This is a genomic window from Staphylococcus nepalensis (assembly GCF_014635045.1).
In the GTDB taxonomy this organism is placed as follows: Bacteria; Bacillota; Bacilli; order Staphylococcales; family Staphylococcaceae; genus Staphylococcus; species Staphylococcus nepalensis.
The window spans coordinates 1-907 of record NZ_BMCF01000023.1; the positions used below are offsets into that span (position 1 = coordinate 1).

The window sequence follows — 907 nt, forward strand, 5'->3', positions numbered from 1 at the left end:
TATTAATATTTATACTCATAAAATTTCTCATAATTCATATCTTGATTTTATTCAGGAAGAGAGCATTTTTGTTATGAATAACTATAAAGTAATAGGCGACCCATGTTATCTTTTAGAGTGCCGTTTCCCAAATAATGATTATTTAAATGCATTTCTTGCGCGATTAAATAAGCACGCAAACTATAATGTTTTAATGGCAATATAAAAATTTTTCTCTCAAAATCAAAGAGGGTTTACTATAATTAAAATGAATAAAATATACAAAGGCACTATTTACAAGCCTTTATTATGTTAATAAAATGAAAAACTAGAAATCATGAACTAATAAGATTTCTAGTTTTTGTGTCGTTTTACATAATAAATGATTACTAGAAGTTATATTAAAAAGGCTCCTTATCGAATAAGGAGTCTTTTAATCGTGCCAAAATCAGCAATAGTGAAAGTATATTAATCTCTGCTGGGTATATCTATTATGTCTCATTCGGGTTTAAACATCATGCCTTCAGAAACAATTTGTACAAAACGCCAACCCTATTTTTTTATTTCTTTTTTGTGCTGTATCGTTCCATTTTTAAAAAATAATGAATTAAGCCAAAACTAAAAGGCTTGTCTCCTACTTAATATAGGAAACAAGCCTTTGAAATTATATACTAAAGCAAATTACAATTTTTAGGATTGCGTACATTCATATTTATTCAATGAAATTGGCTTTAATTGACTACCGCTAATTAGATAACTTCAAAAGGAATCCATCTCCGTAAAGAAAGCCTTTTTTATAGATTATAAGTGGCTTGAGTGTCCACCTTGCATTACCCAATAAGTACCGATAACAGTAATTAAAGTAATGATAAGCGCAAATATAACTTTAAACCCTTGTACGTTTCCGTCTTTACCTTCAGTTAAGTGC

Annotated in this window: 2 pseudogenes; one reads left to right on the top strand and one right to left on the bottom strand. The window is 28.7% G+C overall.

Annotated elements, in window-relative coordinates:
* Positions 1-205, top strand: a pseudogene (locus tag IEU88_RS13590) (Lrp/AsnC ligand binding domain-containing protein); the annotation flags it as partial.
* Between the two features lie 575 nt (positions 206-780).
* On the opposite strand, the pseudogene IEU88_RS13595 reads toward IEU88_RS13590, so the two are convergent.
* Positions 781-907 (bottom strand): annotated as a pseudogene (locus IEU88_RS13595) (cytochrome aa3 quinol oxidase subunit IV); the annotation flags it as partial.